General features: G+C 72.8%; 23 protein-coding genes and 1 tRNA gene. 14 read left to right on the top strand and 10 right to left on the bottom strand.

The genetic code is table 11. The features are described 5' to 3' along the window. Both OG896_RS06965 and OG896_RS06960 read right to left on the bottom strand, forming a co-directional pair. Positions 1-1,827 carry an AMP-dependent synthetase/ligase gene (locus OG896_RS06965; RefSeq protein ID WP_329363410.1) on the bottom strand — a complete coding sequence of 609 codons (1,827 nt, stop codon included), beginning with the start codon at positions 1,825-1,827 and terminating at the stop codon, positions 1-3. Between the two features lie 331 nt (positions 1,828-2,158). After that, positions 2,159-3,061 (bottom strand): LysR substrate-binding domain-containing protein, encoded by a 903-nt coding sequence (locus OG896_RS06960; RefSeq protein WP_402447810.1) that lies wholly within the window; start codon positions 3,059-3,061, stop codon positions 2,159-2,161. Positions 3,062-3,334: 273 nt separating this feature from the next. Here OG896_RS06960 and OG896_RS06955 point away from each other — a divergent pair, with 273 nt between their 5' ends. Together OG896_RS06955 and OG896_RS06950 are read left to right on the top strand one after the other, a co-directional pair. Further along, positions 3,335-4,435, top strand: a complete 1,101-nt coding sequence (locus OG896_RS06955) for a bile acid:sodium symporter family protein (RefSeq protein ID WP_329373766.1) — start codon at positions 3,335-3,337, stop codon at positions 4,433-4,435. Continuing rightward, positions 4,323-4,952: a DinB family protein gene (locus OG896_RS06950; RefSeq protein WP_329363408.1), complete on the top strand. Its 630-nt coding sequence runs from the start codon at positions 4,323-4,325 to the stop codon at positions 4,950-4,952. The genes OG896_RS06955 and OG896_RS06950 overlap by 113 nt, the downstream gene beginning before the upstream one ends. A gap of 127 nt (positions 4,953-5,079) precedes the next feature. On the opposite strand, the gene OG896_RS06945 is transcribed toward OG896_RS06950, so the two are convergent. Both OG896_RS06945 and fdhD read right to left on the bottom strand, forming a co-directional pair. Beyond that, positions 5,080-5,454 (bottom strand): DoxX family protein, encoded by a 375-nt coding sequence (locus OG896_RS06945; RefSeq protein WP_329363405.1) that lies wholly within the window; start codon positions 5,452-5,454, stop codon positions 5,080-5,082. Positions 5,455-5,574: 120 nt separating this feature from the next. Further along, positions 5,575-6,420 carry a formate dehydrogenase accessory sulfurtransferase FdhD gene (gene fdhD / locus OG896_RS06940; protein ID WP_329363403.1) on the bottom strand — a complete coding sequence of 282 codons (846 nt, stop codon included), beginning with the start codon at positions 6,418-6,420 and terminating at the stop codon, positions 5,575-5,577. A 164-nt stretch (positions 6,421-6,584) separates the two neighbouring features. Between fdhD and OG896_RS06935 the strand changes: the two genes are divergently transcribed. The 5 genes from OG896_RS06935 (at position 6,585) to OG896_RS06915 (ending at position 10,692) form a co-directional block, all read left to right on the top strand. Beyond that, positions 6,585-6,944 carry a chorismate mutase gene (locus OG896_RS06935; RefSeq protein WP_328471138.1) on the top strand — a complete coding sequence of 120 codons (360 nt, stop codon included), beginning with the start codon at positions 6,585-6,587 and terminating at the stop codon, positions 6,942-6,944. A gap of 115 nt (positions 6,945-7,059) precedes the next feature. Then, positions 7,060-7,752, top strand: coding sequence for an NAD(P)-dependent oxidoreductase (locus OG896_RS06930; RefSeq protein WP_329363401.1), 693 nt, complete (start codon positions 7,060-7,062; stop codon positions 7,750-7,752). A gap of 114 nt (positions 7,753-7,866) precedes the next feature. Further along, positions 7,867-7,954 (top strand) — tRNA-Leu (locus tag OG896_RS06925). A gap of 664 nt (positions 7,955-8,618) precedes the next feature. Beyond that, positions 8,619-9,446, top strand: a complete 828-nt coding sequence (locus tag OG896_RS06920) for an alpha/beta fold hydrolase (RefSeq protein WP_329363399.1) — start codon at positions 8,619-8,621, stop codon at positions 9,444-9,446. Positions 9,447-9,756: 310 nt separating this feature from the next. Beyond that, the gene (locus OG896_RS06915) at positions 9,757-10,692 is read left to right on the top strand and encodes a LysR family transcriptional regulator (RefSeq protein ID WP_329363397.1); all 936 of its coding nucleotides are present in this window, start codon (positions 9,757-9,759) and stop codon (positions 10,690-10,692) included. 368 nt (positions 10,693-11,060) lie between these two features. Here the strand turns inward: OG896_RS06915 and OG896_RS06910 are convergent, their stop codons facing one another. Both OG896_RS06910 and OG896_RS06905 read right to left on the bottom strand, forming a co-directional pair. Then, the gene (locus tag OG896_RS06910) at positions 11,061-11,867 is read right to left on the bottom strand and encodes a serine hydrolase (RefSeq protein ID WP_329363395.1); all 807 of its coding nucleotides are present in this window, start codon (positions 11,865-11,867) and stop codon (positions 11,061-11,063) included. After that, positions 11,861-13,387 (bottom strand): N-acyl-D-amino-acid deacylase family protein, encoded by a 1,527-nt coding sequence (locus OG896_RS06905; protein WP_329363393.1) that lies wholly within the window; start codon positions 13,385-13,387, stop codon positions 11,861-11,863. Before OG896_RS06905 ends, OG896_RS06910 begins: the two co-directional genes overlap by 7 nt. A gap of 1,014 nt (positions 13,388-14,401) precedes the next feature. Here OG896_RS06905 and OG896_RS06900 point away from each other — a divergent pair. Genes OG896_RS06900 through OG896_RS06875 form a run of 6 tightly spaced genes read left to right on the top strand, consistent with a single transcriptional unit; the run spans position 14,402 to position 21,202 of the window. Then, positions 14,402-16,207, top strand: a complete 1,806-nt coding sequence (locus tag OG896_RS06900) for an ABC transporter substrate-binding protein (protein ID WP_329363391.1) — start codon at positions 14,402-14,404, stop codon at positions 16,205-16,207. Further along, positions 16,200-17,261: an ABC transporter permease gene (locus tag OG896_RS06895; protein WP_329363390.1), complete on the top strand. Its 1,062-nt coding sequence runs from the start codon at positions 16,200-16,202 to the stop codon at positions 17,259-17,261. The genes OG896_RS06900 and OG896_RS06895 overlap by 8 nt, the downstream gene beginning before the upstream one ends. Then, complete coding sequence (locus OG896_RS06890; RefSeq protein ID WP_329363388.1) at positions 17,258-18,169, top strand: ABC transporter permease; 912 nt, start codon at positions 17,258-17,260, stop codon at positions 18,167-18,169. The genes OG896_RS06895 and OG896_RS06890 overlap by 4 nt, the downstream gene beginning before the upstream one ends. Further along, positions 18,166-19,191 carry an ABC transporter ATP-binding protein gene (locus tag OG896_RS06885; RefSeq protein WP_329363386.1) on the top strand — a complete coding sequence of 342 codons (1,026 nt, stop codon included), beginning with the start codon at positions 18,166-18,168 and terminating at the stop codon, positions 19,189-19,191. The genes OG896_RS06890 and OG896_RS06885 overlap by 4 nt, the downstream gene beginning before the upstream one ends. Beyond that, the gene (locus tag OG896_RS06880) at positions 19,188-20,261 is read left to right on the top strand and encodes an ABC transporter ATP-binding protein (RefSeq protein ID WP_402447823.1); all 1,074 of its coding nucleotides are present in this window, start codon (positions 19,188-19,190) and stop codon (positions 20,259-20,261) included. The genes OG896_RS06885 and OG896_RS06880 overlap by 4 nt, the downstream gene beginning before the upstream one ends. Continuing rightward, a complete protein-coding gene (locus OG896_RS06875; RefSeq protein ID WP_329363384.1) occupies positions 20,258-21,202 on the top strand; it encodes a S66 peptidase family protein in 945 nt (314 codons plus the stop codon). Before OG896_RS06880 ends, OG896_RS06875 begins: the two co-directional genes overlap by 4 nt. Positions 21,203-21,370: 168 nt before the next feature. On the opposite strand, the gene lysA is transcribed toward OG896_RS06875, so the two are convergent. Together lysA and OG896_RS06865 are read right to left on the bottom strand one after the other, a co-directional pair. Beyond that, positions 21,371-22,708 (bottom strand): diaminopimelate decarboxylase, encoded by a 1,338-nt coding sequence (gene lysA / locus OG896_RS06870; RefSeq protein ID WP_402447826.1) that lies wholly within the window; start codon positions 22,706-22,708, stop codon positions 21,371-21,373. A 172-nt stretch (positions 22,709-22,880) separates the two neighbouring features. Then, on the bottom strand, positions 22,881-23,204 hold the full coding sequence (locus tag OG896_RS06865) for a hypothetical protein (protein WP_329363380.1): 324 nt from the start codon (positions 23,202-23,204) through the stop codon (positions 22,881-22,883). Between OG896_RS06865 and OG896_RS06860 the strand changes: the two genes are divergently transcribed. Continuing rightward, on the top strand, positions 23,203-23,604 hold the full coding sequence (locus OG896_RS06860; protein WP_329363379.1) for a DUF4232 domain-containing protein: 402 nt from the start codon (positions 23,203-23,205) through the stop codon (positions 23,602-23,604). The genes OG896_RS06865 and OG896_RS06860 overlap by 2 nt on opposite strands. A 146-nt stretch (positions 23,605-23,750) precedes the next feature. Here OG896_RS06860 and OG896_RS06855 read toward each other — a convergent pair whose 3' ends face one another. Beyond that, a complete protein-coding gene (locus OG896_RS06855; RefSeq protein WP_329363378.1) occupies positions 23,751-23,957 on the bottom strand; it encodes a hypothetical protein in 207 nt (68 codons plus the stop codon). Next, positions 23,954-24,745 (bottom strand): COG4280 domain-containing protein, encoded by a 792-nt coding sequence (locus OG896_RS06850; RefSeq protein ID WP_329363377.1) that lies wholly within the window; start codon positions 24,743-24,745, stop codon positions 23,954-23,956. Before OG896_RS06850 ends, OG896_RS06855 begins: the two co-directional genes overlap by 4 nt. Positions 24,746-24,765: the final 20 nt, after the last annotated feature.

Raw genomic sequence — 24,765 nt, 5'->3', positions numbered from 1 at the left:
TCAACCCCGGTACAGCGCTTCGATCTCCGTCGCGTATGCCGTCTCGATCGCCCGCCGCTTCAGTTTCATCGACGGCGTCAGGGTGCCGCGCTCCTCGGAGAACTGCCCGCCCAGGATGCGGAAGGTGCGGATCGACTCGGCCTGTGAGACAAGGGTGTTGGCCGCGACCACGGCCCGCCGGATCTCCGCTTCCAGGTCCGGGTCGCGCACCAGCCGGCCGAGCGGCATCAGCGGCTTGCCGCGCATCTGCAGCCAGTGCTCGACCGCTTCGGGGTCGATGGTCACCAACGCGGCGACGTAGGGGCGGTTGTTGCCGACCGCCACGCACTGGGCGACCAGCGGATGGGCCCGCACCCGGTCCTCCAGCGGGGTCGGCGACACGCTCTTGCCGCCGCTGGTGACCAGGATCTCCTTCTTCCGGCCGGTGATGGTCAGATAGCCGTCCTCGTCGAGGGAGCCGATGTCGCCGGTGGCCAGCCAGCCGTCCCGCAGCACCTCGGCGGTGCCCTTCTCGTCGTTCAGGTAGCCCGCGAAGACCTGCCCGCCGCCGAGCCAGATCTCGCCGTCGTCGGCGATCAGCACGGTGGTGCCGGGCACAGGCAGCCCGACCGTGCCGAACCGGGTCTGCTCGGGCGGGTTCGCGGTGGCCGCGGCGGTGGTCTCGGTCAGTCCGTAGCCCTCGAAGATGGTCACCCCGGCGCCGGCGAAGAAGAGGCCGAGCTGCCGTTCCATCGCCGAGCCGCCGGAGATGCCGTGCCGCACCCGGCCGCCGAGGGCGGCGCGGACCTTGCTGTAGACCAGCTTGTCGTAGAGCTGGTGCTGCATGCGCAGGCCCGCGCTGGGGCCCGGGCCGGTGCCGAACGCCTTGGCCTCCGCGGCCTCCGCGTACCGCACCGCGATGTCGACGGCCTTCTCGAACGGCCCGAGCCGCCCGCTCGCCTCGGCCTTGCGGCGGGCGCCCTGGAAGACCTTCTCGAAGACGTACGGCACCGCGAGCACGAACGTCGGCCGGAAGGCGGCCAGGTCCGGGATGAGGTCGGCGGCGGCCATGCTCGGCTGGTGCCCGAGCTTGACCCGGTGCCTGATGCAGCCGACCTCCACCATGCGCCCGAAGACGTGGGCGAGCGGCAGGAACAGCAGGGTGGACGGCTCCTCGCCCGGCTTGCTGGCGAAGACCGGCTCCCAGCGGGCCACCACGTTGTCGGTCTCGGCCATGAAGTTGGCGTGCGTGATCACGCAGCCCTTGGGACGGCCGACCGTCCCCGAGGTGTAGATGATCGTGGCGACCGCGTCCGGGGTGACCGCGAGCCGGTGCCGCTCCACCACCTCGTCGCCCAAGTGACGTCCGGCCTGGCTCAGTTCGGCCACGCAGTCGGTGTCGAGCTGCCACAGCCTGGTCAGTTGGGGCAGTTCGTCGACGGCGGCGCCGATCGTCATCGCGTGGTCGGCGTGCTCCACGATCGCCGCGACGGCCTCCGAGTCGTGCAGCATCCAGCGCACCTGCTCGGAGGAGGAGGTCGGGTACACCGGGACCGGCTGGGCGCCGATCGACCACAGCGCGAAGTCGAAGAGGGTCCACTCGTAGCGGGTCCTGGACATGATCGCGACGCGGTCGCCGAACCGTATGCCCTCCGCGAGCAGCCCCTTGGCCACCGCGAGCACCTCGTCGCGGAACTCGGCGGCCGTCACGTCCCGCCATCCGCCCTGTCCGTCCGCGCGCCCGAGCACCACCTGGTCCGGGTGGTCCTGGCCGTTGCCGTAGACGGCATCGGCCAGCCCTCCCGCCTGTGGTGTCGTGACCAGTGGGGGGACAGTGAACTGACGCAACTGGTGTTCTCCTAGGGGGCCTCTGCGAGCCCGTAAGCTACCCGATCCCCGCCACCCGCGGGAGAGGTGAGCGAGTACCCACTCCGCCGGCGTTCATGCAGTTCATCCGCCTGTTACCGGACGTAGTAGGGCCGCTGGGCCAGGAATGGCCCGATCGCGGCGATGACACACGGTACGGATCTCCACCAAATCTGCCCGGATCGACCACGGTCGCTCCACCCGCGGGTCGCCGGGGCGCGGCCTGGCCAGCGTTTTCACGTCACTGGCGGGTATCCGCCCGCGCCTGTGCCGTTGCCGGTGCTCGTGCTCGTGCCCGCGCCTCGGGTCAGGGTCAGGGCAGCGGGCGGTGGAGGGTGTCGCCGGCCGCGAGCAGCGCCTGGGACAGCGCGGCGGCCGCCTCCTGGGCGGTGGTCCGCGGGTGGTCGCTGCGGGGCGCGCGGCCGTGCAGCAGGACGAAGTCCACGCCGCCCAGTTCCGGCAGTCCGGCGGTACGCGGCGGCAGCCGCACCAGCCCGGCGGGCACCAGCGACTGGGCGTGGGCCATCACGCCCAGACCGGCCCGGGCGGCCGCGACCAGGCCGCTCAGGGAGGCACTGGTGCAGGCGACCCGCCAGGCGCGGCCGTGCCGTTCCAGCACTTCCAGCGCGCGGGCGCGGGTGATGCCGGGCGGCGGGAACGCGATCAGCGGCACCGGCCGGTGCGGGTCCAGCCGCAGCCGCTCGCTGCCGATCCACACCAGGGTGTCCTGGAAGACCAGTTGCCCCGGGCCGCCGGGACCCGGCCGCTTGGCGAGGCACAGGTCCAGCTGCCCCGCGTCGAGCATCCGGTGCAGGATGCCGGACAGTTCGACGGTCAGCTCCAGGTCCACTTCGGGATGTTCGTGCCGGAAGGCGGCCAGGATCTCCGGCAGCCGGGTCAGCACGAAGTCCTCGGAGACCCCGAACCGCAGCCGCCCGCGCAGCCGGGTGCCGGTGAAGAAGCCGGCCGCCCGCTCGTTGGCCGCCAGGATGGTGCGGGCGAAGCCGAGCATCGCCTCGCCGTCCTCCGTGAGGTCCACGCCGTGCGTGTCCCGGTGGAACAGCCGGCAGCCCGCGGCCTCCTCCAGCCGCCGCACGTGCTGGCTGACGGTGGACTGCCGCAGGTCGAGCCGCTTGGCGGCCTGCGTGAAGCTCAGCGTCTGGGCGACGGCCAGGAACGTACGCAGTTGCACCGGTTCGAACACGGCAGCCAGCATAGCCGCTCATCGCGATTCGTGATGACAGTCAGAGCGGTGAGCGGGGTTCCCGATCACCGGACGAACCGGCAGGCTGGGATCGTGCCCACCCCTTTCGAGAGCGACGACGCCGTGCCCGCCGATGCCGCGCCGGGACGTACCGCTGATCCCGTGCCCGGTGGTCCCGGGCCGACCGGTTCCGCGTCCGCCGGTGCCGCTGCCGCTGTGGCCCCCGGTTCCGCGTCCGCCGGTTCCGGTGGGACCGGGGTCGGCGGACCCACCCGCGGGCGGCCGATGGGCGCCGTCGGCAGGCTCCTCAAGCGGCTGCCCGTCGACCCGTACATCGCCGCGCTGCTCTGCACCGTCCTGCTCGCCGCGCTGCTGCCGGCCACCGGGAGCGGGGCCCACGTGGCGAGCGGTGCCTCCGACGCCGCCGTCGGGCTGCTCTTCTTCCTCTACGGCAGCCGGCTGTCCACCGGGGAGGCGCTGGCCGGACTGCGGCACTGGCGGCTGCACCTGACCGTGCTCGCCGCGACGTTCGTGATGTTCCCACTGCTCGGGCTGGCCGCCCACGGCCTGGTCCCGTACGTCATCTCGCCGAAGCTCTACCCAGGCTTCCTGTTCCTGTGCGTGCTGCCGTCCACCATCCAGTCCTCGATCGCCTTCACCTCGATCGCCCGCGGCAACGTGGCCGCCGCGATCTGCGCCGGCTCCTTCTCCAGCCTCGCCGGGATCGTGCTCACCCCGCTGCTGGCCGCCCTGCTGGTCGGGGGCAGCGCCGGCATCAGCGGGCACGCCGTCACCGGCATCGCGCTCCAGTTGCTCGCGCCCTTCCTCGCCGGGCAGTTGCTGCGCCGCTGGACCGCGCCGCTGCTCGCGCGGTACCGCAAGGTGCTCGGGTACGTCGACCGCGGCTCGATCCTGCTCGTCGTCTACACCGCGTTCAGCGAGGGCATGGCGGAGGGGATCTGGCACCAGGTGGCCGTGCCGCGGCTGCTGGAACTCGTCGTGGCCGAGGCCGCGCTGCTCGCCCTGATGCTGTCGGCCACCGCCTACGGCGCCCGCGCGCTCGGCTTCGGTCGCGCCGACCGGATCACCATCGTGTTCGCCGGCTCCAAGAAGAGCCTGGCCTCGGGGCTGCCGATGGCCTCGGTGCTGTTCGGCGCGGGGGCCGGGCTCGCGGTGCTGCCGCTGATGCTCTTCCACCAGATGCAGCTCATGGTGTGCGCGGTGATCGCAAAACGGTGGGCGCGGCAGGGGGAGCCGCGGCTAGGGTTGCCCGATGATCGAGGAGACACCGAACTCCGCCCAGGGCCCGAACTCCCGGCTGGACCCGGACTCCCGTCCGGCTCCGGGCTCCCCTCGGCCCCCGGACTCCCCGCGGGAAACGGGTAGTTCGCCGTCGGCCGCGGACCGCCCCGACCCGCGCGGTGACCTGCGTCCGCCGGAGGCGCACGCCGATGAGCGGACCACCCTGCTGACGTTCCTCGGGTACCTGCGCGAGGCGCTGATCCGCAAGGCCGAGGGCGTCCCCGACAGCGCGGCACGCACCCCCGCGGTCCCGTCCGGCACCAGCCTGATCGGGCTGCTGCGGCACTTGGCCGCCGTCGAGCTGAACTGGTTCGAGTGGGCGTACGCGGGGCAGGGGCGCCAACCCTTGGACGACGAACCGGCCGTGGACGACGGCGACACCGTCGAGGCGGCCGCGGCGGCGTACCGCGAGGCGGTGCGCCGGGCCGACGCGGTCGTGCTCGGCTGCGCGGACCTGGAGCGGCCCGGTGCGCGCTCGCTGCGGGAGACGGCTCCGCCGTCGATGCGGTGGGTGCTGGTGCACATGATCGAGGAGACCGGGCGGCACGCCGGGCACGCGGACATCCTGCGCGAGTTGTACGACGGTTCGGTGGGCCGCTGACCGGGGGCCTCTCCCTTCACGGCGGCCGGGTGGACGGGCGGGTGGACGGGCCTCGCCGGTGTGCGCGGTCCGTTCAGCCGCCCAGGACGGTTCGGCGGCCCGGCACCGTTCAGCGGCGTGGGACCGTTCAGTGGCGCAGCGCCGCGACCAGCAGGACCAGGGCGGACCAGCCGGTGAAGAGCGCGTAGGCGAAGAGCGGCCGGCCGCGGTCACCGGCGGCGAGCTGGCGGGCGAGGACCCAGCCGAAGTAGAGGACTTCGAGCGCGGCGCCGAGGACGCCGTAGCCGGGGTGCCAGATGCCGATCAGGAGCAGGACGGCGCAGGCGGTGTGGAGCAGGCCGGCGGCCGGCGGCACCCAGCGGTGCCGGCCCTCGCGCAGCCCCAGCCGGGTGAGGCTGTCGAGGCGCTCCACGCCCGGGCCGTAGCGGGCGAGTGCGGCGAGCGCGGAGGGCACCACTTCGAGCAGCAGAAGTGCGGTCAGTACGGCGCTGAGCGCGAACACGGCGGGCTCCCGGTCTCGGTGTGGGCCGCCCCGGTGCGTACGGCGGAGACGGGGTGCGCGGCGGGGCGGTGCGTACGGCGGGGGCGGTGCGCGCGGCCGGGACGGCCGCGGGCACGGTGCTCAGTGTGCCTGCTCGGACTCCAGTGCGAAACGGTTTTCCCCCGCGTAGACGTTCATCGAAGTGCCGCGCAGGAACCCGACGAGGGTGAGCCCCGACTCCGCGGCGAGGTCCACCGCGAGCGAGGACGGCGCCGACACCGCGGCCAGCACGGGGATTCCGGCCATCACCGCCTTCTGCACCAGCTCGAAGGAGGCCCGGCCCGACACCATCAACACCCGCCCGGCCAGCGGCAGAAGCCCCTCCCGCAGTGCCCGGCCGACCAGCTTGTCCACCGCGTTGTGCCGTCCGACGTCCTCGCGGACGTCGAGCAGCCGGCCGTCGCCGTCGAACAGCGCTGCCGCGTGCAGGCCGCCGGTACGGTCGAACACCGCCTGCGCCGCGCGCAACCGGTCCGGCAGCGCGCTGAGCAACTCCGGGGTCAGCAGCGGCAGTTCGGGGTCGACCGGCGGCATGCGCGTCGCGGTGCGCACCGCGTCCAGGCTCGCCTTCCCGCACAGGCCGCAGGACGACGAGGTGTACACGTTTCGCTCCAGGGCGATGTCGGGGAGCGGGACGCCGGGGGAGAGGGTCACGTCCACCACGTTGTACGTGTTCCCGCCGTCGGAGGTGGCGCCCGCGCAGTACACGACATTGGCCACTTCGTCCGCCGCGGCCAGCACCCCTTCGCTGACCAGGAAGCCGACCGCCAGCGCGAAGTCGTCGCCCGGGGTGCGCATGGTGATCGCCAGCGGCCGGCCGTTCAGCCGGATCTCCAGTGGCTCCTCGGCGACCAGCGTGTCCGCGCGGTGCCCGACCACGCCGTCCCTGATCCGCAGTACGCGGCGCCGCTCGGTGACCCGTCCCATGCCGTACCTGCCCTGGTGGTCTCGTCGGTTCTTGTCGGTTCTCGTCGTCAGTTCACGGTCGGGTGGTTCCCTCCACGGTGCCCCCGCCGCCCGGGCACCGTGTCATAGGGTGTGCCAGGCAGGAAAGCGGACCACCACGGACTTCCCCAGGATGGCAGACCGAGATGACAGACCAGCCGACGTCGGCCGCCGAGCACACCCTGGGCGACAACGAGCGCGCCCTCGCGAAGTTGCGCACCTTGCGCGGCAGCATCGACAACCTTGACGCGGCCCTCGTCCACTTGCTCGCCGAGCGCTTCAAGTGCACCCAGGAAGTGGGGGAGTTGAAGGCGGCGCACGACCTGCCGCCGGCCGACCCGGCGCGCGAGGCCGACCAGATCGCCCGGCTGCGGAGGCTCGCCGCCGACGCCCGGCTCGACCCCGCGTTCGCGGAGAAGTTCCTCAACTTCATCATCGACGAGGTGGTCCGCCACCACCGGGCGATCGCCGCGCGGCCGCGGCCGGACGGCGCGGGCGAGGCGTGATCGGGCCCGCCCGGACGGCTTGCGTGCGGCGCGGTCACATTTCCGTCGCGCGGCACGACTCATAGGTAGGACGCGCCTCGATCCGCGGGGCCGTATCCCGAGCACGGGAGCACCCATGAGACTCGCGATCTTCGCCGCCACCGGCGGCATCGGCACGCAACTGCTGGCGCAGGCGCTGGCCGGCGGCCACTCGGTGACCGCGGTCGTCCGCAACCCCGCCAAGCTGGGCGATCACGCGGGCCGGGACGCGGCGGGCCGGGACGTACACGTGGTCACCGCCGACCTGTCGGCGCCCGACCCGGAGGTGCTGGCACGCGCCGTCAAGGGCGCGGACGCGGTGCTGTCCGGGTTCGGCCCGCGCGGGCGGGCGGACGCCGGCCACACCGGGAGCGGCACCCGCGCGATCGTGGAGGCGATGCAGACCAGCGGCGTACGGCGGATCGTCGCGGTCAGCGCGGCGCCCGTGTCCACCACGCCCTCGCCGGGCCGCCCGCACCCGCCCCGGCACGACCCGGGCGACAGCACCTTCATGCGCTACGTCGCCGCGCCGCTCGGGCAGCTCTTCCTCGGCAAGGTCTTCGCCGACGTCGCCGTCATGGAGGACGTGCTGCGCGACAGCGGCCTCGACTGGACCGTGGTGCGCCCGCCCCGCCTCACCGACAAGCCCTTCACGGGCAGCTATCGCACGGCGACCGACCGCAACCTCAAGGGCGGCTTCAGCGTCCCCCGGGCCGACGTCGCCCACCTCATGCTCAGCTGCCTCACCGACCCGGCCACCGTCCACCACGCCCTCGGCGTCGCGACCTGACCGGCCGCCCCGCCCCACCCCTTCCCACCGGCCCGAATCCAGGTGAGGAGCACTCCGATTCCTTGGTATCGTGGACTCGTCACCGCGACCCCACCGGTCCGGCGACGCCCACCGGTCCGGGTGGCGGAATGGCAGACGCGCTAGCTTGAGGTGCTAGTGCCCTTTATCGGGCGTGGGGGTTCAAGTCCCCCCTCGGACACCAGTAGTACCAGTAGAAGTCCCATCATCGTCCGGGTCGAGATCCACTTCGACCCGGACGATTTTTGTGCGGGGCGGTGGGCGCCTTTCAGACCTCGGCGCCCTCTACGGTGGCGGACGACGGCCCCACCGCCGCGGGTCTCTGGTGACCTGCCGGGTCGAACTGCCGGAGCATCTCGTCGACGGAATTGGCCATCTCCTTCTCCTCTTCCTCCCCACGTTCCCCCCCACGCGTGCCGACGGCCCGCCCGAAGCTTCGCGGTCGGGCGGTTGCCCGAGCATGCGTCACGCCTCGTGCGCGAAGGCGTGGGAGACGCGGCGTGCCATGGCTCCCCTTCGCGGGCGCGGGATCGTTCCTGGTGTCAGGAGGACGGTAGGGCAGGGCCGGGTGCCAGGTCTACGGGGTCTCGCCGATGTGCGTGGTGCCGGGGGACGATCTTGGGAAGCCCTGGCTGGTCCGGGGCGCGGGCGGGCAAGTGGGGGTGGGGTCATCCGGGTGGCCCTGGTGGGGGCGGTCTCGGCTGTCGCGCGGGGCGGATGTGGGTTTGGGTGGGTGGCACGGCCGTGGTTCCGCTCAGTGGCGTGCGAGCGTGCCGTGTTCCCCCGGGGGCCGTGTGCCCCGCCAATTGCCGGGCAGCGGTGTGCCCGGCTCCGGACCGGAGGCGATCATGCCTTACTGCACTACCCGCGACGGTGTGGAGATCTTCTACAAGGACTGGGGCAGCGGACGGCCCGTGGTGTTCATCCACGGCTGGCCGCTGAACGGCGACGCGTGGCAGGACCAGCTCAAGGCGGTGGCCGACGCCGGGTTCCGCGGCATCGCCCACGACCGCCGCGGTCACGGCCGCTCCACCCCGGTCTGGGACGGCTACGACTGGGACACCTTCGCCGACGACCTCGACGACCTCATCACGGGCCTGGACCTCCAGGACGTCACCCTGGTCGCGCACTCCATGGGCGGCGGCGAGCTCGCCCGCTACATCGGCCGGCACGGCACCTCCCGGATCAGGTCCGCGGTCCTGCTGTCCGCCATCCCGCCGCTGATGCTCAAGGGCCCCGGCAACCCCGAGGGTGCGCCGCAGGAGGTCTTCGACCAGATCAAGGCCGGCATCCTCAAGGAGCGCTCGCAGTTCTGGAAGGACACCGCGGTCGGCTTCTTCGGCGCCAACCGGCCCGGCAACAAGGTCACCCAGGGCAACCAGGACGCCTTCTGGTCCATGGCCATGCAGGAGACCATCCAGGGCGGCGTCGCCTGCGTCGACGCCTTCGCGAACACCGACTTCACCGATGACCTCAAGAAGTTCGACGTCCCCACCCTGGTCGTGCACGGCGACGACGACCAGGTCGTACCGATCGACGCCACCGGCCGCAAGTCCGCGAAGATCATCCCCGACGCCACCCTCAAGGTCTACGAGGGCGGCTCGCACGGCATCGCCCTGGTCCCCGGCGACAAGGAGAAGTTCAACGCCGACCTGCTGGAGTTCCTCAAGCGGTGACGCCCGGGCGGGTCCGGCCCCGTCGCGGTCCGGCCCCGTCATGGGTCGGCCCCGTCGTGGGTCGGCGCCCGCGGTCCTGGGCACCCCGTGGGGACAGCGCGGAGGACCGGTCCAAGTCGGTCTCGGGGCCGCCCGGTTGCCCGCCGACCTCCTGCGGCGCGGCGCAACGGCTGAAGCGGAGCCGCACGTGTGGTGCCGACTTCGTCAAGATGCCCAGCCCAGGTCCGGACCATGGCGCGGGCGCGGGGACAAACGGAATTCGGTCATACCCCCTTGGCCGGAGAGGGGCGCGGCGTCGTAGGGTGCCGCCATGTTGAACACGCACCGACTGCGCATACTGGCCGAAGTCGACCGGGCCGGGAGCATCGCCGGGGCGGCCCGCGAGCTGAAGCTGTCGCCGTCCGCCGTGTCGCACCAGCTTGCCCAGCTGGAGAAGGAGGCCGGCGTCAGCCTGGTCGAGCGCAGCGCGCAGAGCCTGCGGCTCACCTCGGCCGGGCAACGGCTGTCGCTGCGCGGGCAGGACGTCCTGGCCCTGCTCGACTCGGCCGAGAAGGATCTGCGGGCCCAGTCCCGGGCGGATTCCGGGCACCTGCGGATCGGTTTCTTCGCGTCGGCCGGCTACCACCTGCTGCCGCAGTCGCTGTCCCGGTTCTCCAGCCGCCACCCCGCGGTCGGGCTGGACCTGGTCGAGGGGCAGCCGCACGAGCTGGCCCTCAGCGTCCAGCAGGGCGCGATCGACGCGCTGGTGATCTTCGAGCACGCGCTCGACCCGTGGACGCCGCCGGAGGGCGTCGAGGTGAAGGAGCTCTTCCACGAGCCGCAACTGCTGGTGGTCCCGGACGGCCACCCGGCCGGCCGGCGCAGCCAGGTCCGGCTGGAGGAGCTGTCCGGAGAGCAGTGGATCACGTCGTTCGGTACGGGTATGCCGGTGCTGTCCGTGCTGGAGCGGGCCTGCGCGCTGGCGGGCTTCGTCCCCCGCATCCGCTGCCGCAGCGACCACTACGAGGTGATCGTGGGCCTGGTGCGGGCCGGCATGGGGATCGCGCTGGTGCCGAGCCTCGGCGTCACCGACACCACCGGGGTGCAGACCACCCGGGTGTCCGGACTGCGGCTGCACCGGAAGATCGGCGTCGCCTGGCGCCCGGAGAACCCGAACCCGCTGCTGGGCAGCTTCATCGCCTACCTGGGCAGCGCCGCGTCGAACCTGCTCGCCGCCGGACGCCAGGGCCGGCCCACCTCGCGCTGACCGTACGGCCCCGGCTGACGCGTGCCTGTATCGCCGGGCGCGGGCTGACCGTATGGCCTGGCTGGCGCGGGCCCGTAATCGGCCGGCTGGCGTCGACCGTACGGCCCCGGCTGGCGCGTGCCTGTATCGCCGGGCGCGCGTTGACCGTACGGCCCGGCTGACGCGTGCCCGTGTCGCCGGGCGCGGGCTGACCGTACGGCCGACCGGCGCGGGCCCGTATCGGCCGGTCCGCGGCGACCTGCCCGCCCGGCCCACCCCGCCCGGCCCGCCCCGCCCGCCCCGCCTGCCGGCCCGGCCCGCCCGTGCGGGCCGGACCGGTGACGGGGGGATCGGCCAGCGGGCCGTCCGGGCCGGACCCGGGCGGAGGGTCAGCGCGCGGCCGCGGCGATCCGCGCCCCGACCGTCCGCATGGCCTGCAACGTCTCGAACTCGCTCCCCGGACGGCACGAGCCCAGCACGGCGTAGCAGACCTGCCGGGCGCCGCGCACCACGCCGACGTCGCAGCGGACCCCGACGTCGGTGCCGGTCTTGTTCGCGACCCACAGCGACGCGCTCGGGACGTCGCGGACCGTGCTGTCCTCGGGGTCGTGCGGGATCAGCGCCGGCACCATGCTGCGGTCGCCGCACCCGGCCATCCAGCCGAGCAGCAGGCGCGCCCACGGCTCGTCGGCGGCGATCCGCTGCGCGAGCCCGGCCAGTTCCGCCGCGGTGCCGACCGCGAAGGTCGGCGGGTGGGCCGACGACCGGGGCTCGCGGATGCGGTCGAGGACCCGGGTGCGGACGAGCCCCAGCGCGTCCGCACCCTGGTTGACCCGGTCGAGGCCGACGCGGCGGATCAGGGCGTTGGTCGCGGTGTTGTCGCTCACGGCCGCGGTGAGCAGCGCCAGGTCGGGGACGGTCCAGCGCCGGGCCGACAGCGCGGTCAGCAGTCCGGAGCCGCCGCAGTAGTCCTCGTCGAGCAGGTCGAACGGCTCGCCAGGGTCCAGATCGCCGCCGGTGAGGCCGCGCGCGACCTCGGCCAGGAGCAGCAGCTTGCCGACGCTGGCGAGCGGCCGCACCCGGTGCGGCTGGTGCTCCAGGACGCCGGGGACCATGACGGACAGGGTGCTGGGCAGGGCGTCGGGCGGGATGCCGGGCAAGGTGCCGGGCAACTCCGGTGGGACGGCGCTCAGCACGCCAGCACCTGCCCCGGCCGCGCCGACGTCATCTCGCCGTCCTCCACGACGACCGCGCCCGCCACCACGACCAGCCGGACGCCGCTCGGCGCGAGCAGGGGTTCGGCGAAGGTGGCACGGTCGGCGACCGCCGCCGGATCGAAGACGACCAGGTCGGCGTGGCCACCGTCGCGCAGCACGCCCCGTCCGGCCAGGCCGAACCGGGCCGCGGTGGCGCCGGTCATCTTGTGCACCGCCTCGGGCAGCGTCAGCAGGCCCAACTCGCGTACGTAGTGCCCGAGGACCTTCGCGAACGTCCCGGCCCAGCGCGGATGCGGCAGCCCCGGCTTGGGCACCCCGTCCGAGCCGATCATGGAGAACGGCACGGCGAGCACCCGCCGGACGTCGTCCTCCCGCATCGAGTGGCTGATGATCGTCACGTCGCCCGCTTCGGCCAGCAGCAGTTCGGCCACCACGTCGACGGCGTCGGCACCGCGCTCGGCGGCGATGTCCGCGATCGTCCGCCCCTGGAGTTCCGGATGCCGCGCGGCGCCGGCCACCGAGATCCGGTCCCAGCCGCCGTTGCCGACGGTGTTCTCCCAGCCGGCCACGCCGTCCGCGATGGCCGCGCGCATCCGGGCGCGCTGTCCGGCGTCGCGCAGCCGCTCCAACAGGCGGTCCTGCCCGCCGTCGTGTGCCCAAGGCGGCAGCATGGCCGCGAGCGCGGTGCTTCCCGCGGTGTAGGGGTAGACGTCGCAGGTCACGTCCATGCCGTCGGCGCGGAGCCGGCGCAGGTGGGGCAGCGTTCGCTCGGTGCCGCCCCAGCCGTGCCGGCCGGCCGTCTTGTGGTGCGAGACGTGCAGCGCGGCGCCGCTGTCGCGGGCGATCCGCACCGCCTCGTCGAGCGCGGCCTCGACCTGGGACATCTCGTCGCGCAGATGCGTCACGTACGGCTTGCCGTGGCGGGCCGCCACCGCCGCGAGCGCGGTCACCTCGGCGGTGTCGGCGAAGGAGCCGGGCGTGTAGATCAGGCCCGTCGACAGGCCGGCCGCGCCCGAGCCGAGCGCCTCGTCCAGCACCCGGCACATGGCGGCGAGTTCGTCCGGGGTGGCGGCGCGGGCGGCGTGACCCACCACGGCGCCGCGCAGCGTGCCGTGGCCGACCAGGGCGGCCAGGTGGTTCGCCCGGCCCGCCGCGGCGTGCGCGCGGCCGAACGCCGCGAAGTCCGGGTACGGCGCCGGGAACGCGCTGTCGCCGCAGTTGCCGCAGATCTCGACGGTCACGCCCTGGAGCACGGCGGCGTGCGCGGGCAGGGTCCCGGAGCCGTCCAGCGTGGTCAGGTCGGAGTGCGTGTGCGCGTCGATGAAGCCGGGCGCCACGACATGCCCGGGTACGTCGAGTACCCGGTCGGCGGTGGCCGGGGCGCGGGGCGGCAGCACGCGGACCCGGCCGCCGGTGACGGCGACCTGCCCGGCGATCAGCGGCCGGCCGGTCCCGTCCGCGATGTCCGCGCCGCGGACCAGGAGGTCGAAGTGGGACACGTTCACCGCACCTCGGTGGGCGCGAAGCCGTCCCCGGAGCCGTCCCCGGCTGCGGCACCGTCCCCGGCTGCGGCACCGGCGCCCGTCCGGACGGCGCGAGTGATCCGGCCGGCGGCACCGTGCCCGGTACCGCCGAGGCGCGGGGCGGCCGTACCGGTGTCGGAACGTATCCGGCGGCTGCGTACGGCAGTTGAAGGCAGGGACATGGGCTTCCTCGCTGGTGTGCTGGGGGCGGACACGGACGGACCCAGCGTGCGGTCCGCGGACGGCGCCGGCATCGAAGCGTTGAAGATCTGGCCGCTCACGGACCACTTCGTGTTCGGCGGACGGTACGGCGCGGTCATGACGTCGGCCTACGGGCATCGAAGTCTTCGATGCTCAGAGACGCAAGCGCGCACGGGTCCTTGCCGATCTGCGAGGGCTTGCCAGTCTTCAACCACTTGACCTCCAGGCGAACGTGAGGTGCTGCCCATGCCAGCGGATGCCGCTTCGGCGCCACCCGTCCTTTCGACGGCCGACACCGGGGTGCGTGCCGCAGACGCCACGACCCGGCGCTCCCGGCCGACCAGGTCCGGCACCGGAAGCACCGGAAGCACCGGAAGCACCGGAAACACCGGCGGCACGGGCAGCACGGGCGGTGCCGGTGACCCCGGAATCCCCGGCAACCCCGGGCACGGAAGGCGGCGCGGCGGGCGCTCCCGCAGCGCGTGACGCCCGTCCGCCCGCCCCGCCCGACCAGGCGGTCAAGGCCGAGGCCCGCATCCCTCGGCAGTTCGGGTCCGATGTCGTGTCGGCCGCACCCGCGTCGACCTCGACCCCCGGCATTACGTGTTCGGCGCCGCCGGCGACCGCGTACGCACCGACGAAACCCGGCTTCAGCGCGGGCGTGCCGGTCAGTCACCCTCTGACCGGTCCCGAGCACTCGCCTGAGGCGGCACCGTCCCCTGCCCTCCCCAGCAACGGAGACCCGAGATGGTTTTGCGCACACCCCGCAGACTGCGTGCGGCCCTGGCCGTGACCGCAGTCAGCGGCATCCTCCTGGCCGGCCCGGCCGGCCTGACGACCTCCGCGGGTGCCGCGTCCCCGAGCACCAAGTCCGGGACGACGCTGAGCGTCGCCATGGACAGCTCGGGGGTGGACACCCTCAATCCGTTCCTGGCCTACTTCAACGGCTCGCTCGACCTCTTCGGCGCCATCTACCCGTCGCTCACCACCATCGACCAGAGCGGCAAGCCGAGCCCCTACCTCGCCACGTCCTGGAACGTCTCGCCGGACCACCTGACCTGGACCTTCAAGATCCGCGACGGCCTGAAGTGGAGCGACGGTCAGCCGCTCACCGCCGAGGACGCGGCCTGGACGTTCCACCTGATCATGACCGACGAGATCGCCGGCACCGCCAACGGCACGCTGGTGTCCGGCTTCCAGTCGGTGACCGCGCCCGACCCCACCACGCTGGTGATCAAGACCAAGCAGCCCCAGTCCAACCTGAACTACGTCAGCATCCCGGTCGAGGGCATCCCGATCGTGCCGGAGCACATCTGGAAGTCGCACGTCGCCGATCTCAAGGACTACAAGAACGACTCCTACCCGGTGGTCGGCTACGGCCCCTGGACGCTCACCGGTTACAAGACCGGCCAGTACGCCACGCTCGACGCGAACAAGTCCTTCGTGCTGGGCGCGCCGAAGTACGACCACCTGATAGAGCAGCTCTACAAGACCAGTGACAGTGCCGTCGCGGCGCTGCGGTCGGGCCAGCTCGACTACATCCCCGGCGGCGTCATCAACTCCACCGAGTTCAAGTCGCTGACGCACGTCAGCGGCGTCGACACCGCGCAGACGGTCGGCAACGGCTGGACCGGGCTGGAGATCAACCCCGGCGCCAAGTCCCGCAGCGGCAAGCCGATCGGCACCGGGAACCCGGCGCTGAGCGACCCGCAGCTGCGCCGCGCGATCGCCCTGAGCATCGACAAGCAGACGCTGGTCAAGAAGGTCGTCGACGGCTACGGCACCGTCGGGGAGGGCTACCTGCCGCCGGCCTGGTCCCAGTGGGTGTGGAAGCCGTCGGCCGGCGAGCGGCAGGGCTACGACCCGGCCCGGGCCAACCAGCTGCTGGACAAGGCCGGCTACAAGCGCGGCTCCGACGGCATCCGGATCGATCCGAAGACCGGCAAGCCGCTGGACCTGCGGCTGGGCATCCACTCCGACGACGCCACCGACGCGTCGATCGCCCCCTACCTGGCCGGCTGGCTCAAGGCGATCGGTATCAAGGTGAAGCTGGAGCCGATGAGCATGTCCGCGCTCAACAGCGACCTGGGCAAGGGCGACTGGGACATGCTGATGGACGCGTGGACCACCGGCCCCGACCCGACCTACCTCCTCGGCATCCAGAGCTGCGCCACGCTTCCCAACGACCAGGGCAACGGCGGCAACACCGACTCGTTCTTCTGCGATCCCGCCTACGACAAGCTGCAGGCACGCCAGCAGAGCCTGTTCGATCCGGCGCAGCGGGTGAAGGTCGTCGGGCAGATGCAGCAGATCCTCTACGACGCCGACGTGGACGTGATGCTCTACAACCAGACGCAGAAGACGGCCTCCTCCTCGAAGGTCACCGGTGAGAGGGTCGGCAAGCCGGACGCCCAGGGCTTCTACCCCGCGCAGAACTCCTTCTGGACGTACCTGAAGGCGACACCGGTGGAGCACGGCGGCTCCTCGTCGTCGGGCGGTCTGGGCATCGGGCTCGGCATCGCCGCCGCCGTGATCGTGGTCGGCGCGGGTGCCGTCGTCCTCCGGCGCCGGGCGGGGGCCGACGACCGTGAGTAGCCCCGACGCCGTGGCCGAACCGGCCCTCGAAGCCGCGCTGTCCGCCCCGAAGCCGCGGCGCTCGCTGCGGACGGCGTGGGGCGGCTACCTCGTCGGCAAGCTCGCGGCCGCGGTGGTCAGTTTCGCGGTCACCCTGGTCATCGGCTTCGTGCTGTTCAACGTGATGCCGTCCGACCCGGTGCGCACCATGACCCGCGGCCGCCCGGTCAGCCAGGCCCAACTCGCCCAGCTGCGGGTCCAGCTGGGCCTGGACAAGCCGATGTGGCAGCGGTTCCTGGACTTCGTCAACGACACGCTGCACGGGCGGCTCGGCTACTCCTGGGAGTACCGGCAGTCGGTGGCGTCGCTGGCGATGAACCGCCTGGGCCCGACCCTGCTGCTGATGGGCACGTCGTTCGTCATCTCGGTGCTGCTCGGGCTGTGGCTCGGCCAGCGCAGCGGCTGGCGGTCCGGCAGCCGGTTCGACCGGATCACCTCCTCCACCGCGCTCACCCTGTGGTCGGTGCCGACCTTCTGGCTGGGCATGATCCTGCTGATGGTGTGCAGCGTCGGGATCGGCCCGATCCACGGCTTCCTGCCGGTCGGCGGCATGAGCGACCCGACCCTGCCGCAGACCGGGATGACGCACTACGTGGACGTCGCCAAGCACCTGGTGCTGCCGGCGCTGACCATGATCCTGGTCGTCTACGCCCAGTACGTGACGATCATGCGGTCCTCGATCATCGAGGAGAAGGGCAGCCCCTACCTGCTGACCGCCCGCGCCAAGGGCCTCACCGACGACGCCGTACGCCGCCGGCACGCGCTGCCCAACGCCCTGCTGCCCTCGGTGACCATGATCTTCATGCACCTCGGCACGCTGATCAGCGGCGCGGTCACGGTCGAGGCGGTCTTCTCCTGGCCCGGCCTCGGCGACCTCACCTACGAGGCGCTCAAGATTCCCGACCTGCCGCTGCTCCAGGGCACCTTCATCGTCTTCAGTGCGAGTGTGATCATCATGAATCTGCTGGCGGACCTCGCCTACCGGTTCCTCGACCCGCGGGTGCGCGCCCAGTGACGGCCGCGCAGATCGTCACCGCGCAGGACGTGGCCTCGGCCGTCCCGGTCAGGTTCGCCGGAGCACGCCGCTTCGGCAAAGCCTTCATCCGCCGCCCCGCCGGAGTGGCCGGGCTCGCGGTCCTGCTGCTGTTCTGCCTGCTGGCGCTGTTCGCACCGCTGTTCATCGGCCCCGACCAGATGGACGTCACCAAGGTCGACGGGCCGCTGCTCGCCGCGCCCAGCGCGCACTACCCGCTCGGCACCGACCTGGCCGGCCGCAACGTGCTGCTGCTGCTGATCTGGGGCTCGCGGGAGTCGCTGCGGATCGGCATCATCGCCACCGCGCTGACCGTCGTCATCGGCGCCGGGGTGGGCATCGTCGCCGGCCACTACGGTGGCGTGGTCGGCCGGGCGCTGATGCACGTCACCGACTGGTTCATCGCGCTGCCCAGCCTGCCGCTGGCGATCTCGCTGGCGGCCGTGCTGGGCCAGGGCGAGACGTCGATCACCATCGCCATCGCGGCCACCTCCTGGACCGCCACCGCGCGGCTGGTGCGGGCGCAGACCCTCGCCGTCGAGGCCCGGCCGTTCGTCGAACGGGCCCGCGCGCTGGGGGCCGGCGACCGCCAGATCATGGTGCGCCAGGTGCTGCCGAACGTGATGCCGCTGATCCTGGTCTCCAGCACCCTGACGGTCGCCGGATCACTGCTCTCCGAGGCCACGCTCACCTTCCTCGGCCTCGGCAACCCGGCCAGCGTCACCTGGGGCGAGATGCTCAACGACGCCTTCTTCAACGGCGCGTTCACCGCCGACGCGTGGTGGTACCTGCTGCCCCCGGGCCTGGCGATCCTCGTGGTGGTGCTGGGCTTCACGCTCACCGGCCGCGCCGTGGAACACGTGCTCGACCCGCGGATGGAGAACAAGTGACCGCCCAGACCGCGGCGGCGGCCGGTGCCGCCGCCACCGCCGACCCGCCCCTGCTGGAGGTCCGCGACCTCCAGGTCGCCTACCGCCAGGGGAACCGTTTCGTCCCCGCCGTGCGGGGCGTCGACTTCACCCTCGCCGCCGGTGACACGCTCGGTGTCGCCGGGGAGTCCGGCTGCGGCAAGTCCACGATGGCGCTGAGCCTGCTGCGCCTCCAGGACCGTTCCGCGAAGGTCAGCGGGGAGGTGCTGTTCCGCGGCGAGAACCTGCTGACCACCAGCTGGGCCCGGCTGCGGGCGGTGCGCTGGGCCGGTGCGTCGGTGGTGTTCCAGGGCGCGATGAGCGCGCTGAACCCGGTGCGCACCGTGCTGGACCAGATCGTCGAACCGATGGTGCTGCACGACAGGACCCGGGTGAAGGACGCCGAGCGCCGCGCCGCCGAACTGCTCGACAGCGTCGGCATCCCGTCCCGGCGCGTCCGCAGCTATCCGCACGAGTTCTCCGGCGGCCAGCGGCAGCGCGTGATGGTCGCCATGGCCCTGGCGTGCCGCCCGGACCTGATCATCGCCGACGAGCCGACCACCGCGCTGGACGTCATGGTCCAGGCGCAGATCCTGGAGTTGCTGGCCGAGCGGGTCCGCGAGTCGCGGATCTCCGTCATCATGATCACGCACGACCTGTCGCTGCTGGCGCACACCTGCGACCGGCTGGCGGTCATGTACGCGGGCCGGATCGTCGAGCTCGGCCCGTCCAAGCAGGTGCTCCAGCAGCCGGAACACCCCTACACCCGGGCGCTGTCACGGGCTTTCCCGACCATCGGGGACCCGGCCTCACGGCGCGCGCCGGTCGGCCTCGCGGGCGACCCGCCCCGGCCCTCGGAGGCCGGCACGGGCTGTGCCTTCGCCGCGCGCTGCCCCGAGGCGCTGCCGTCCTGCCGCACCGAGGAGATGCTGCTGTGGCCGGCCGGGCCCGGCCGTTCCGCCGCGTGCGTACGCGTCCGGCCCGACCACGGAGGTGCGCGGTGACCCGTGACCCCAGCCCCAGCACCAGCCCCAGCACCAGCCCGGGACCCGGCCACGGCCCGGGACCCGGCTCCAGCCCCGGCCGGTCCACGCCCGCGCTGGAGGTCCGCGACCTCTCGGTGGTCTACCCGGCCGCCCGCGGCCGCGCCCCGGCCCGCGCGGTGGACGGCGTCAACCTGCGGATCGGCAAGGGCGAGATCGTCGCGCTCATCGGCGAGTCCGGGTGCGGCAAGTCCACCCTGGCCCGCTCGCTGGTCGGCCTGGTGAAGCCGACCGCCGGCGAGGTGCGCTACGACGGCACGCCGCTGGACTACACCGCCAAGGGCCTCAAGGCGTACCGCCGCCACACCCAACTGGTCCTCCAGGACCCGGGCGGCGCCCTCAACCCGAAGCAGAACGTCTACGACGCCGTGGCCATGGGCCCGCGGCTGCACGGGCTCACCGACGGGCTGCCGCTCACCGTGCACGACGCGATGGTCCGGGCCGGATTGCGCCCGCCGGAGGACTTCTTCGGCCGCTACCCGCACGAACTGTCCGGCGGGCAGCAGCAGCGCGTCGTCATCGCCGGCGTGCTGGCGCTGAACCCGTCGGTCATCGTCGCGGACGAGCCGGTGGCGTCGCTGGACGCCTCGGTGCGCGGGGAGATCCTGGCGCTCATGCTGCGGCTGCGCGACGACCTCGGCCTGTCGGCCCTGGTGGTCAGCCATGACCTCGGCCTGGCCTGGAACATCGCCGACCGGGTGGCCGTGATGTACCTGGGCCGGGTGGTCGAGCAGGGCACCGTCGAGGAGGTCCTGCTGCGGCCGCAACACCCCTACACCAAGGCGCTGCTGTCGGTGGTGCCGACCGGTGCCGAGGACTGGCGCCCCACCCTGCTGACCGGTGAGCCGCCGGACCCGACCGCGATCCCGTCCGGCTGCCGCTTCCACCCGCGGTGCACCCGCTGGGCCGGCGCCTCGCCGGCCGACCGCGCCACGGCCGCCTGCGACCGCCGTGAACTGCCGGTGCTGGCGCCGGACACCTCCTGCGCCGCCTGCCATCTGCTCGGTTCGACATCCCTGGAGAAGATATGACTCTGCTTCGCCCGCCCGGGTTGAAGCCCGGTGACACCGTCGCCGTGATCTGCGCCAGCTCGCCCGTGGACAACCAGGACCACCTGGAGTCGGGGCTGGCGGCCATGCGGTCCGTGGGCCTGGTGCCGGAGGTCTTCGGGTCGGCCCGCGACGCCGGGAGCATGTACGACTACCTGGCGGGTGACGACGCGCTGCGGGCCGGCGACCTGACCCGCGCACTGACCGACCCCGAGTACGCCGCCGTGTTCCTCGCCTGCGGCGGCTACGGCTCGCAGCGCACGCTGGAGCTGGTGGACTGGAGCCGGATCGACCCGAACCGCCCGAAGGTCGTGGTCGGTTACTCGGACGTGACCGCGCTGCTGGAGGCGCTGGCCGTCAAACTGGGCTGGGTGTCGCTGTTCGGGCCGATGGTGGCCTGCGGCGGCTTCTGGGAGGGCCCGCAGGAGTACGACTTCACCGAGCTGATGAAGCTGCTCTACACGCCGGCCGAGGTGAAGGAGCTGTCCTTCCCGGGGGCGCGGACGCTGGTGCCCGGCGTCGCCGAGGGGCTGACCCTGGGCGGGACGGCCACCTTGATCGCGGCCAGCCTCGGCACGGACACGTCGTATCCGGCCAGGGACGCGATCCTGTTCCTGGAGGACGTCGACGAACTGCCCTTCCGGATGGACCGGATCATCACCCAGATCCGCCGCGCCACCAGCTACCTCGACGGCGTGGCCGGGATCGTCCTCGGCACGTTCACCGAGTGCGGGGACCCCGAGCACATCGACCGGATGCTGGCCGAGCGCTTCGGCGACCTGGGCGTTCCGGTGCTGGCCGGGGTGAACATCGGCCACAACACGCAGATGCAGACCTACCCGGTCGGGGTGCGGGCCCGGTTGGACGCCGACGGCAGGACGCTGACCTTCCTCGACCAGCCGCTGACCGACCCGCGGGAGTGACGGCACGCCGAAGCGGCCGGTACGACGGGGCAGTCGATCCCGTCGGGCCGGCCGCTTCGCGCGGATGGCGGGCGCGCTGCACACGAACAGTGCGCCTCACACGAACAGTGCGCTGCACACGAACAGCGCGCGTCGCAGCGACAGTTCGCGTCTCGCGCGCAGCGCGCTTCACACGAACAGGCTGAGCAGGTCCTCCTGCGTCTCGCGGCGGACCAGGGTCCGGGCCGCACCGTCGCGCACGGCGACCACCGGCGGCCGGGGGACCTGGTTGTAGTTGCCGGCCGCCGACCGCTGGTAGGCGCCGGAGCAGGGGATCGCGACCAGGTCGCCCGGCCGGATGTCGCCCGGCAGCTCGACCGAGTGCACCAGCACGTCCCCGCTCTCGCAGTGCTTGCCGACGATCGTGAACGTCCGCGGCGGGGCCTGACCGGCCCGGGAGGCGAGGACCGCCGTGTACGCGGCACCGTAGGTGGCCGGGCGGGGGTTGTCGCTCATGCCGCCGTCGACGCTGACGTAGTGTCCCTTCACCGTGCCGACCTCGTAGACCGCGACCGTCGTCGGCGCGGCGATCGACCGGCCGGGCTCGACGGCCAGCCGCACGTCGTCGGGCACCGCCACCCGGAGCGCGTCGGCGAGTTCGGCCGGTGTCGGGGCCGGCTCGCCGCCCGGGAGGTAGGGGACGCCGAGGCCGCCGCCGAGGTCCAGCCGGGCGATGCGGACCCCGTGCTCGGCCTCGACCTCCTTGAGGAAGCGCGCCATGCGCTCGGCCGCGGTGGTGAAGGAGCCGAGGTCGAAGATCTGCGAGCCGATGTGCGAGTGCAGGCCGACGAGTTCCAGGCCCGGCGTGGCCAGCACCCGGCGTACCGCCTCGGCCGCCTCGCCCGAGGCCATGGACAGCCCGAACTTGGTGTTCTCGCCGCCCGTCGCCAACGCCGCGTGGGTGTCCGCGTCCACTCCCGGCTTCACCCGGATCATGACCGGCTGCCGGGCGCCGCCGGCCCGCACCAGGTCCGCCAGGCGGTCCAGTTCGTGGAAGGAGTCCACGACGATGCACCCGATGCCCCACTCCACGGCGGCCCGGAGCTCGGCGACCGACTTGTTGTTGCCGTGGAAGACCACGCGCTCGGCAGGCATGCCCCCCAGCCGGGCCACTGCCAGCTCGCCGCCGGTGCACACGTCCAGCGACAGGCCCAGTTCCCGCAACCAGCCGACGAGGGCCGGGGCCAGGAACGCCTTGCCGCCGTAGTGGACGTCACCCGTGGGGAACGCGGCCGTCCATGCGGCGCACCGGGCCCGGAAGTCGTCCTCGTCGAGAACGTAGACCGGTGTGCCGAAGCGCGCGGCGAGTTCGCCGACCCCGATGCCGCCGACCCGCAGTTCGCCGTCCGTCCGACCGGCCGTACGCGGCCATACCTGATCCATCTCGTGGTAGCTGCCCATACGGCAGAAGCTAGGGACGGCAGCGCCGCCTGACGGGGCAGCGTCGAAGAACTGATTGCTCAGCATGCCGGCCGTGGGTGGAGGGCCCATGGGGGATGTGGCCGGCGCGTGGCGGGTGTCGCGATCATGATCCCTCCATGTCACGGGGTTGTCGCGGTCATGTCCGCGCGCAACCGGCCCGGGTGCGGCGGAACTCCATGAACGCAGAAGGGTCCGCACCGTGTGGGCCGGCATCGATCTACGGAGTGGCAATGCGCAGCAGCAAGAGGCTCTCGGTCATCGCTCTGGTCGCCGTGGCCGCCGGACTGTCCCTGACGGCTTGCGGCCCCGACGACTCCAGCGCCTCCGGACCGACGTCGTCCGACACCGCCGGGGCGACCTCGTCCAGCGACGCCGGCCAGACGTTGGCGCCCAGCTCCGCGCCCGGCCAGGACACCTCCTCCAGCGGCGGTTCCTCCAGCGGTTCGTCCAGCGGTTCCAACGGCGGTTCCACCGGCGGCAGCAGCACGAGCGGTGGCTCCGGCTCCTCGAACTCCGGGTCGGGGTCGGGCAGCATGTGCATGACCTCGAACCTCGCCATCTCCGCCGAGCACGGCATCTCGGGGGAGGGCATGGAGCTGGTCCACCTCAAGAACACCGGTTCCAGCTCCTGCACGATGCACGGCTTCGCGGGTGTCGACCTGAAGAACGGCTCGGACTCCGTCAGCGTCCCGCGCCACAGCGGGGGCGACGTGCCCACCGTCAAGCTGGCCCCCGGCGAGGGGACCGACTTCGTCCTGTACTACCCCTTCAACAACAGCGGTGGCAGCGGCTACACGTTCACCACGATGGTCATCACGCCGCCCAACGAGACCCACTCCAAGACCGTCAGCGCGTCCATCAACGTCCCCGTCCAGAACCCCGACGACCAGGGCTCCGACTCCGGCAAGCTGTACCTGCTCGCGGTCGGCGGCGGCGAGTAGCTGCCCCTCGCGGGTCGCCCGCAGACGGGACGGCCGCAGACGGTACGGCCGCACGCGGGACGGCCCGCACCTCGGACGCGCGGCCTCAGGTGCCGGGGGCCGGATGCCGGGGCAGGGACGCGCATCCCTGCCCCGGCCCCCTCGCGTCAGCGGGCCGCCGCCACCGCGCGGCGCAGCGACAGGCCGAGCAGGACCACGACCGCGACGGGCGGCAGCCACCAGGCGTTCACACCGGCGCCGTGCACCAGGCCGGCGGTCGCGCCCAGCGCCACCACCACTCCGACCGCGACCCGCCAGTCGTCGCCGACGACGAAGTCGTACCAGAACAGCGCGAACGAACGAATCCACTTCACTGCATGCTTCCCTTCGCCGCCGGAGCCGGCGGAACGGTGGTGGCCGCGGCAGGGGGTACCGCGGTGTCGGTGCGGCGCAGCAGCGCGGCGGTGCCGAGGCCGAGCAGCGCGATGACCGGCACGAGGACCAGCAGGGCCGCGTCGGCGCCGGGCCAGTCGACCCCGGCGCCCTCGGCGGACCAGAAGACGCCGAAGGCGGTGAGCATGATGCCGACGGCGAACTTCATCGAGTTCTCCGGCACCCGGGCCAGCGGCGCGCGGACCGCGAGGCCGACACCGGTGACCGCGACCACCGCGGCCGCCGCGCCGAGCGCCGCCAGCGGCACGCTGCCCTGGTTGTTGCCGAAGGTCACGACGATGAAGGCGACTTCGAGCCCTTCGAGGAAGACCCCCTTGAAGGACAGGGTGAAGGCGTACCAGTCGGTGACGATGCCGCGTCCTCCGCCCGCCGCGGCGTCGGCCGCCGCGACCTCCTTGGCGTAGGCGCCGGCCTCGTCGTGCAGGGCCTTGTGGCCGGAGGCGCGCAGGATGGCCTTGCGGAGCCACTGGAGCCCGAAGACCAGCAGCAGGGCGCCCACCACCAGCCGCAGCGCCTCGAAGGGGATCATCCCGATCGCGGGGCCGAGCGCGGCGACCACGATCGCGAGGGTGACCAGCGCCGCCGCGCTGCCTTGCAGCGCCGAGCGCCAGTTCCGGCTGGTGCCGGCGGCCAGCACGATGGTCAGCGCCTCGACCGCTTCGACGGCACACGCCAGGAAGACGGTGAGGACGAGGACGAGGCCGCTCATGGACGACCACCGCCGCGTGG

The sequence above is a fragment of the Streptomyces sp. NBC_00669 genome, from assembly GCF_036226785.1.
GTDB lineage: Bacteria > Actinomycetota > Actinomycetes > Streptomycetales > Streptomycetaceae > Actinacidiphila.
This window is presented reverse-complemented; position numbering and strand designations above follow the sequence as displayed.